General features: G+C 46.3%; 5 protein-coding genes and 2 rRNA genes. 1 reads left to right on the plus strand and 6 read right to left on the minus strand.

Features of this window, described 5'->3' with window-relative positions; genetic code table 11:
* Positions 1-105: 105 nt before the first annotated feature.
* Positions 106-243, minus strand: a complete 138-nt coding sequence (locus ACE04G_RS11790; RefSeq protein ID WP_186327993.1) for a hypothetical protein — start codon at positions 241-243, stop codon at positions 106-108.
* A 161-nt stretch (positions 244-404) separates the two neighbouring features.
* Positions 405-2,534, minus strand: a complete 2,130-nt coding sequence (locus tag ACE04G_RS11795) for a DNA topoisomerase III (RefSeq protein WP_221818706.1) — start codon at positions 2,532-2,534, stop codon at positions 405-407.
* A gap of 371 nt (positions 2,535-2,905) precedes the next feature.
* Here ACE04G_RS11795 and ACE04G_RS11800 point away from each other — a divergent pair, with 371 nt between their 5' ends.
* Positions 2,906-4,840 (plus strand): amidase family protein, encoded by a 1,935-nt coding sequence (locus tag ACE04G_RS11800; protein ID WP_221818705.1) that lies wholly within the window; start codon positions 2,906-2,908, stop codon positions 4,838-4,840.
* A 172-nt stretch (positions 4,841-5,012) separates the two neighbouring features.
* Here ACE04G_RS11800 and ACE04G_RS11805 read toward each other — a convergent pair whose 3' ends face one another.
* From ACE04G_RS11805 to ACE04G_RS11820, 4 genes are all read right to left on the minus strand, one after another.
* Positions 5,013-6,020: a ketoacyl-ACP synthase III gene (locus tag ACE04G_RS11805; protein ID WP_221818704.1), complete on the minus strand. Its 1,008-nt coding sequence runs from the start codon at positions 6,018-6,020 to the stop codon at positions 5,013-5,015.
* A gap of 334 nt (positions 6,021-6,354) precedes the next feature.
* Positions 6,355-7,860: an alpha/beta hydrolase family protein gene (locus ACE04G_RS11810; RefSeq protein ID WP_221818703.1), complete on the minus strand. Its 1,506-nt coding sequence runs from the start codon at positions 7,858-7,860 to the stop codon at positions 6,355-6,357.
* Positions 7,861-8,136: 276 nt separating this feature from the next.
* A 5S ribosomal RNA gene (gene rrf, locus ACE04G_RS11815) occupies positions 8,137-8,253 on the minus strand.
* A 78-nt stretch (positions 8,254-8,331) separates the two neighbouring features.
* Positions 8,332-8,784, minus strand: a 23S ribosomal RNA gene (locus ACE04G_RS11820); the annotation flags it as partial.

Genomic DNA, 8,784 nt, shown 5'->3' on the forward strand with positions numbered 1-8,784 from the left:
GTCCCGGGACATCTCCCTGTCTCCATTATAGTCCTCATTCGGGACATGTTCAACGCACCGGGTAGGGAACCGGAAATTGGTGTATAAACGCTAACTCACTCTGACCTAGGACTCCTGCTTGGGAATACCGTTCAGACTTGGTACTCTTTTGGCTGCTTTGGCTGGACGAACAGCGATGTTTTCTTCCCGAATGCTATCTTTGTTCTGCTGGTTATGGATCTTTTCGGGTTTGTTATGCGGCATATGGGTATCACCTCCTTGGCTTACGTTGCCTGAAAACGGAGGATCTTATACCGCATCACATGTATGATTAGGGATACGCGCAGCAATCCCTCTCCATAACGTCAGTTATTCGCAACTAGCATTACATGCGTGATGCGATCTGCGCTAACTCAGAGCTTGCTCTACTCTCCCTTTTTCTCCATAGCCGCCTTCAGCAGATCTCCAAGGTTAGAACCAATGGACTCCTGCTTCGCATATTGTTTCACCAGCTTTTGCTGATCGCGTTTGTTCACATGCTGTTTGTCCTTATCCAGCGTTTCTGTAATGCCGCAAGGCAGACATTGAACATATAACCCCGCCTTGCCTTCTTTAATTTCCATCTTTTTGTGGCACTGCGCACAACGACGATTGGAGAGTCTCTTCTCTGCCGAACGACGATACCCGCAGTCCTCGGTAGGACATACAAGAAACTTGCCGCGCTTGCCTTTCTTCTCCAACAACCGTGCGTTACAGTCCGGACAATGGCTATTGGACACATTATGCGGCTTGTACTCTGCTTTGCTGCCTTTTACCGTAGACACCAGCTCTTTTGCCATGGATCGGATACTATCCAGAAACGGCCCCGGTTTCCCTTGCCCACGAGCGATGCGTTCCAGTTCAGCTTCCCAGCGAGCAGTCAGATCCGGTGTACGAAGCTGCGGAGCAGCCAGTTCAATCAACTGTTTTCCTTTGCCAGTCGGGTGCATGCTGTTGCCTTGACGATCTATTGTATCGGAACTGACCAGCTTCTCGATAATATCCGCACGTGTAGCCGGAGTTCCGAGTCCATGCTTTTCCATCTGGGAAAGCAAAGCGGCTTCGGTATACCGTTTGGGCGGCATCGTCCGTCCACTTTTGATATGGCAACGCTGAACCGTCACGGACTGTCCTTGCTGCACATCTGGCAAAAGCGCACGCTCATGGTCTGCTGCATCATCAGCACGGTCATCGTCATCATCGCTGTAATCACCGCCGTATACTTCACGCCATCCACTTTCTTTCACCGTTGTACCTTTAACATGGAAGGAATCATTCCCCAGTTGAACCGTGATCGCAACCGAGTCGTACTTCGCTGCCGGATAGAACAGGCTGATAAAACGACGTACGATCAGATCGTACAGTTTGCGTTCCTCTGGATTCAATTGATTCAGAAGCACCGTCTGCTCCGTGGGGATAATCGCATGGTGATCCGTAACTTTGCTGTCATCCACAATACGTTTGGTGATATTCAGATTTTTGCGCAGCAAAGGACGTGCCAAAGACGCATAAGGTCCAATAGCTACACTGTCCAGCCGTTCTTTCAATGTAGCTGTCATATCGGAAGTCAGGTATCGACTGTCCGTACGTGGGTATGTCACAAGCTTGTGCTGTTCGTACAGACGTTGCAGGACATTTGATGTTTGCTTTGCAGAGAAACCATATTTCCGGTTGGCATCCCGTTGCAGTTCCGTCAGGTCATATGCCAGTGGATGTGGTTCCACTTTCTCGCTTTTCTTCACCTGGGCAATCGTGCCCTTGCGCCCATCTACCCGTTTCTTCAATTCTTGCGTTTCTTGAGGGTCAAAAATTCGTGAATCTCCTCCAGCTGCCCGCCACACAGCCTGAAAACCTCCCAAATCTGCCGTTAACGTCTCATACTCCTGTGAGCGGAAACCGTTAATTTCATTTTCCCTGTCCATAATCATACCTAATGTCGGGGTTTGTACCCGTCCAGCAGACAACTGAGCATTAAAACGAACGGTTAGCGCACGGGTCACGTTAAGTCCGATCATCCAGTCAGCTTCCGCCCGGCAACGTGCAGATTCATAGAGGCGGTCGAACTGACTGCCTGGCTTCAGCGAAGCAAATCCGTCTTTGATCGCCTTATCTGTCTGGGATGAAATCCACAGGCGTTTAAATGGTTTTTTCCACTGAGCCATCTGCATGATCCAACGAGCCAGCAATTCTCCCTCACGTGCCGCATCCGTCGCAATGACCAGTTCGCCTACATCCTGACGTTTCATCAGCTGCTGCACCGCTTTATATTGATGGTTGGTCTCTTTAAGTACTTTCAATTTCGTACGATCTGGCAGAATGGGCAGGTCCTCCAGATTCCATGTTGCATACTTTTTGTCGTAATCCTCCGGTTCAGCTAATCCAACCAGATGTCCAAGCGCCCAGGTAACGATATATTTCGGACCTTCCATATAACTTTTATGTTTATCACGCGCACCCATAACTCTGGCTATTTCGCGTGCTACAGATGGTTTTTCTGCGAGTACCAATGTCTTCACTTCATATCTCTTCCTCTCTGGTAGAACGTTATGTCTCTTTAATCCTATCTTTTCATTATATCATTTCACACTAAAGGTATGCTCTGTCATCTCTACTTCCTAAACTACTCGCATCCTGCAACCTCATGTTTAATCAACATATCGAATTCATGTTATATTTATTTACATTAAAATATGTAATAGTTTTTCTGAGTACATGTAAACAGAAGCATGAATAAGTATTAACACAGTAAAGTATTGATGTATACGTTTTTTTGGATAAATATAAACCTTGTAAGATTACCTAACATAACTATACAATGTGTCAAAAGCATAGAAACAGGATCGCTGCTAACACACATCAATGAGACACAGGAAGGGAGCGTGGATGCATGACTTATCATGGATCTGTATTGAAAAAAAATGGGGCTTTGTTACTGGCGGGAGCTGTTGTTGCCACAACTTGGGGAGGAACGGTGCCTTCGGCATCAGCCGCAACGGCAACGCCTACGAGTAAAACAACAATAGCTGCTGTATCCAAAGGAAAAGCGCCTGCTACTCCGGCCGCATTTGTTCAGGCCATGGAAGAAGCGGCTACACTTGCAGGTGTTCCTTTTACCATGGACAAGCTCTCCGGCACAACCGTACAACGTAAAGATGCTGCGGTCGCCCTGCAACAATGGCTCAAGCTGGATTCGACTACCGAATCATTCAAGGATGTCCCGGATGAAGCCACTTTCGCAGGTGCTGTTGGTGCATTGAATACCGCAGGGTTAATGAAAGGTTATACCGATTCCCTCTTCCTTCCAAACGCTGTACTTACGGAGAATGACCTATCCATACTGAAAGAACGCATTTATAACTACATAGAACCGTTTGTCTTGGAGGAAGCAACCATTATGGATCTCCAGGCCGCAATGATGCAAGGAAAACTGACATCAAAAGAACTGGTTCAGAAATATCTGGACCGCATTGAAAAATACGATGATCAAGGTGTAAGCATTAACGCTGTATTAACCCTGAACCCAGATGCACTCCAAATTGCGGAGCATTTGGATGAAGAACGTGCAGCTCAAGGTGCTCGTGGACCTCTGCATGGCGTTCCGATTCTGGTGAAAGACAATTTTGATACCAATGACATGCCGACAACCGCAGGCTGTATCTGTCTGAAAGATTCCATTCCTGCTCACGATGCTGAACAAGTGAAGAAACTCAAAGCAGCTGGCGCCATTATTTTGGGCAAAACAAACCTGCATGAATTCGCATTTGGTATCACGACATCCAGCTCATTGGGTGGACAAACACTTAACCCTTACGCCCTGGACCATTATCCAGGTGGCTCAAGCGGTGGAACAGGTGCAGCCATTGCATCTAACTTTGCTGCAGCCGGCATGGGTACAGACACTGGCGGTTCGATCCGTATCCCATCCAGCTTCAACAGCCTTGTGGGTATCCGTCCAACCATCGGACTGTCCAGCCGTGAAGGCATTATCCCATTGGCTTTGACACAGGATGTAGGCGGACCTATGGCTCGTACGGTTAGTGACGCTGCAATCATGTTGGATGCTACAGCCGGCTATGACAAAAAGGATGTCGCTACAGCCTACGCGGTTGGAAAAATTCCTTCCAGCTACACTGATTTCTTGGATGTAAACGGGTTGAAAGGTGCACGCATCGGAGTGGCCACAGAACTCATCCCAAGTACCAAAGCTGAAGAAAAAGCCGTTGCTGACGTAATCAACACAGCTGTGGAAGAACTGAAGTCACTTGGCGCTACCGCAGTTCCAATTTCCATCCCGAACTTAACTGAGATCAATAAGTACCCAAGCCTTAGTGTATATGAATTCAAGTTCCAACTGAATGACTATCTGGACTCATTGGGCGCAGATGCTCCATATCACAGTCTGTCCGAGATCATCGCTTCCGGAGAGTTCGACAAGTCTCAGGAGCAATCCATGAAAACTCGGGATGCTCGCCAAGCGTTGGAGACTACAGAGTACAAGGACATCGTTTTGAAACGTACCCAAGTGACACGTGAGTCCCTGCTGAAAGTTATGGCAGATAATAACCTGGATGCCATAATCTATCCTACATCCACACAAGCCGCTGGTGTTATTGGCGAAGGACAAAACTCTGGTGGTAACAACCGATTGAGTCCTTTCTCCGGCTTCCCGGCGATCACTGTACCTGCCGGTTTCACAACCGATGGTTTGCCAGTAGGTATGGAATTCCTGGGTCGTGCTTTTGATGAAGGAACCTTGATCAAGCTAGCTTACAGCTACGAACAAGGTACACATCACCGCCAAGTGCCTAAACTTACGCCGTAAAATATTTATGGAATTAAGCAATCCAGTTAACAAAAAAATAAATGCAATCATATCACTTTTTTGAAACGAGTTAACCCAATAAAGAGACCACCCTCTTCATGACTGCATGAAGTTTGGGTGGTCTCTTTTATATTCTCTATTTATTTTTTTGTTGCATACAGTCGTATGTTACTCATTCCTGAATCTTGTCCGGCACGCCCCATTTCAGCACCAGACCTGCGTACGTCAGACCACCGCCAAAGCCAAATAGAGCTACGCTCTGTCCTTCTTTCAATTTCCCTTCATCCACTGCAAGCTGTAAAGCAAGCGGAATGGAAGCAGCAGATGTGTTCCCACGATACTCAACACTGGTTAAAGTACGTTCCAAGGGTACCGGTCCACGTTCGCAAACAGCTTCAATCATTCTCATGTTGGCACTATGCGGGACAAACCAGTCAATCTGGTCAGGTCTTAATTCAGCTTTCGTTATCAGCTTACCCAATTGCTCTGGAATCGTCCGTACAGCCCACTTATAAATCTCTCGCCCATTCTGAACAAGGCATCCCTCACCCTGTAAAGGCACACCATTCATCTCAGAAGACAAGCCACTCTTATAGAGATGCACCCCGCCTTCTCCATGTGTACCTGATATGGCTGCCATAAAGTCACCTTCAGCACCCGATGATCTCTCCACCAAGAAGGCCCCCGCTCCGTCACCAAACAATACACAAGTCGTGCGGTCTGTGTAATCCGTAATTTTGGATAATGTCTCTGCTCCAATAATCAGTACTTTGCGGTACATTCCACTGGTCACCAGACTGTCGGCTAGCTGTAGTCCGTAGGTAAAACCTGCGCATGCAGCATTTAAATCGAGTACGCCCGTGTGTGGGATCTTAAGATTAGCCTGTACTCTGGATGCCGTACTTGGGAAAGCATATTCAGGTGTACTTGTAGCCACAAGGATCATATCTACGTCTTCTACACTTACTTGGTAACGGCGTATCATATCTTCTACAGCCTTCGTAGCCAGGTCAGATACAAATTGATCTTCAGCTGCAATTCTCCGTTCTCTCATCCCAGTACGCTGTACAATCCATTCGTCACTTGTCTCGACCAATTTCTCCAGATCAGCATTCGTTAATATTCGATCCGGTACATATGTCCCCATTGCCGTGATGGTTGCCTTTGATTGATGATTCATACCGGTAATCACCTCACTTGTTTTTTCTATTATAGCACTAAGTCTTAGTACTTGGTACTAATTTTTTTATAATCTTTACTCAATTTATACTCGGAATCCGCATTACTTTTATCCGAGTGAAGAGATGTTTCTGAACCATTACCCTATTTATGAGCTTTCTATAGACACTTTGTCCTTATATAAGGGTTACATCAGTCGAATTAAAAATTTCAGGCTAAGGTGAACCTTAATAACGGGGACGGGGAATTGACATTTCTGCTAGCTACATTTGAAGAAACGGATACAAAATCATATAAAAAACAGCTTGTCGCAATATCGACAACCTGTTCCATAATTATAATAGTGGGGTTATGAACTTCACTTCCGGAAACCGACTATCGGGTTCGTTCATTAGAATTCCGCCCTTTTCTTTCAGATACAGGTCAAAGAAATCCAGCATATAGGAATTAATAATGAAATTTGCTCTATCGGGCGCAATCTTCCCTGTAATACCTAGAATTCTAAAAATTGGAGAAATGAACTGCACGTCTGTAAAATTTAAATGCTCCGCATTATCGATATATAGAACTTGTCCCCCTGCGGCAACTGTTTTACGCATCCGATCAAGCTCCAACTTTTTGTCTTTCCTTTCTTGATCCACCCACTCTCTTGTATTACCCATACGCTCAAGTTCAACATCCGTGTAGACTCGGTGATCGATCAACATTTTTAATTTTTCGTATCCACTTTCCGAGTTTATGAACAAAATCGGCTTCCGCAGGCCCTCTTTGTCATGCAGACCATAAAGTCCTCCATCAAGGTCTATCCCAGCTTTTATTCGTGGATCGTAAGAAGCATCATAGGCCGTCGCTCCTCCAATGGAATGACCGAACACTCCGATATGACCCAGATCCACCCTCCCTTTTAGCTGACTTGGAATTTTCCCCGATTGAATCAGTTCGAATTGGTCCAGCGCAAACACCACATCGGCGGTTAACACTTTTCCCAACTCGTCACGTTTTTCTCTTTCTGTTCTGTAATCATGTTCGGGTGAAAACAAATCGCTGGTTGTATTGGTCGTGATTTGACCGTCCGGAAACTCGGTTGCAAATGTATTATAGGTGTGGTCGATCACTGCCACGATATATCCGTGACTCGCCAGATTTTCGGCTTGTGACGTGTGAAAAAACCTGGAGGAACCAAAGCCGGGATTTGCAAGAACCAATGGGTATGAGTCCTGAGCTGAAGAGACTTCAGTCGCTAAGTACGCATGACTGGATACATACTTCAGGTGTTGAAAAGTAAACCCGGGGAGGCCATAATTCTCCGCCATATAAGATAAGATTCGGGGATTAGGGATAAATGGAGTATACTTCCCAGTACCAGCTTCAGCCGGATACCATACCTGAACCATTAATTCTCTCTTGCCTGTCTCTGATTTCCCGAATGTCTCCTCCCGGTTTGGATCGACGAAATGAAAGACTTGTGTGCCTACTTTTAACTTGCCAGTTGGTGCTGGAGGGTCAAAAACCGGAAACACATAGTGGAAACAGACTGTTACGATCAGCCCAATTGCAATAAAAAGGGGACCAAGCACTCTAAGAATTCGGGAGACTGGCCACACGCCTTTCTGTGATCGAACAACTTTTATAAGAGAAAACATGAACATCAGGGGCGTAAATCCGTATAAAAATACAAGCTGAATCCTGTATCCTTCAACAAGAAAATGTATCACTAAAAGAATGATGCCGACTCCGCTTGTCAGGAGCAAAGCAGATCTCCTGATACGTTGATTGAATATAAATGGGATTGCCAACAAAAAAACACTTGAAAAGAACAACAGTATTTCAAAAAGCCTCACGACAACTCCCCCTAAAAATTAATCCCTTCGATGGATAGGATTAATATACAGGAGCAGCAAGATTGATACCTATTGATCTAGATTATAATCGCCTTACACTCTTGTAAGATTGTTATCAAGTATGTATCCAGGTTGCTGGTTAAGTGCACATCTGGATATCTGAGGTGAATTGTGTAATAAAAAAACAGCCCATAAAATCTGAGCTGTTCCTAATTTCATAGATTAAATTATACACAAATAAAAACCACCACCGAATAACATCGGCAGTGGTTCTTTGCTTGGCGGCGTCCTACTCTCCCAGGACCCTGCGGTCCAAGTACCATCGGCGCTAGAGGGCTTAACGGTCGTGTTCGGGATGGGTACGTGTGGAACCCCTCCGCCATCGCCACCAAACGCATAGCTTAGCTTACATTCAGAGATCGTTCTCTGAAAACTAGATTCGAAACGAAACATGCGATTTACAACTTGCTATTGGATAAGCCCTCGACCGATTAGTACTGGTCAGCTCCATGCATTGCTGCACTTCCACCCCCAGCCTATCTACCTCGTCGTCTTCAAGGGGTCTTACATACTGGGAAATCTCATCTTGAGGGGGGCTTCACGCTTAGATGCTTTCAGCGTTTATCCCGTCCGTACATAGCTACCCAGCGGTGCTCCTGGCGGAACAACTGGTACACCAGCGGTACGTCCATCCCGGTCCTCTCGTACTAAGGACAGCTCCTCTCAAATTTCCTACGCCCACGACAGATAGGGACCGAACTGTCTCACGACGTTCTGAACCCAGCTCGCGTACCGCTTTAATGGGCGAACAGCCCAACCCTTGGGACCTACTTCAGCCCCAGGATGCGATGAGCCGACATCGAGGTGCCAAACCTCCCCGTCGATGTGGACTCTTGGGGGAGATAAGCCTGTTATCCCCAGGGT

The sequence above is a fragment of the Paenibacillus sp. AGC31 genome, assembly GCF_057334655.1.

Excerpts from the sequence above, each read along its gene's own strand:
- ACE04G_RS11790 (WP_186327993.1), bottom strand. The coding sequence starts at position 243 with ATGCCGCATAACAAACCCGAAAAGATCCATAACCAGCAGAACAAAGAT.
- ACE04G_RS11800 (WP_221818705.1), top strand. The coding sequence starts at position 2,906 with ATGACTTATCATGGATCTGTATTGAAAAAAAATGGGGCTTTGTTACTG.
- ACE04G_RS11805 (WP_221818704.1), bottom strand. The coding sequence starts at position 6,020 with ATGAATCATCAATCAAAGGCAACCATCACGGCAATGGGGACATATGTA.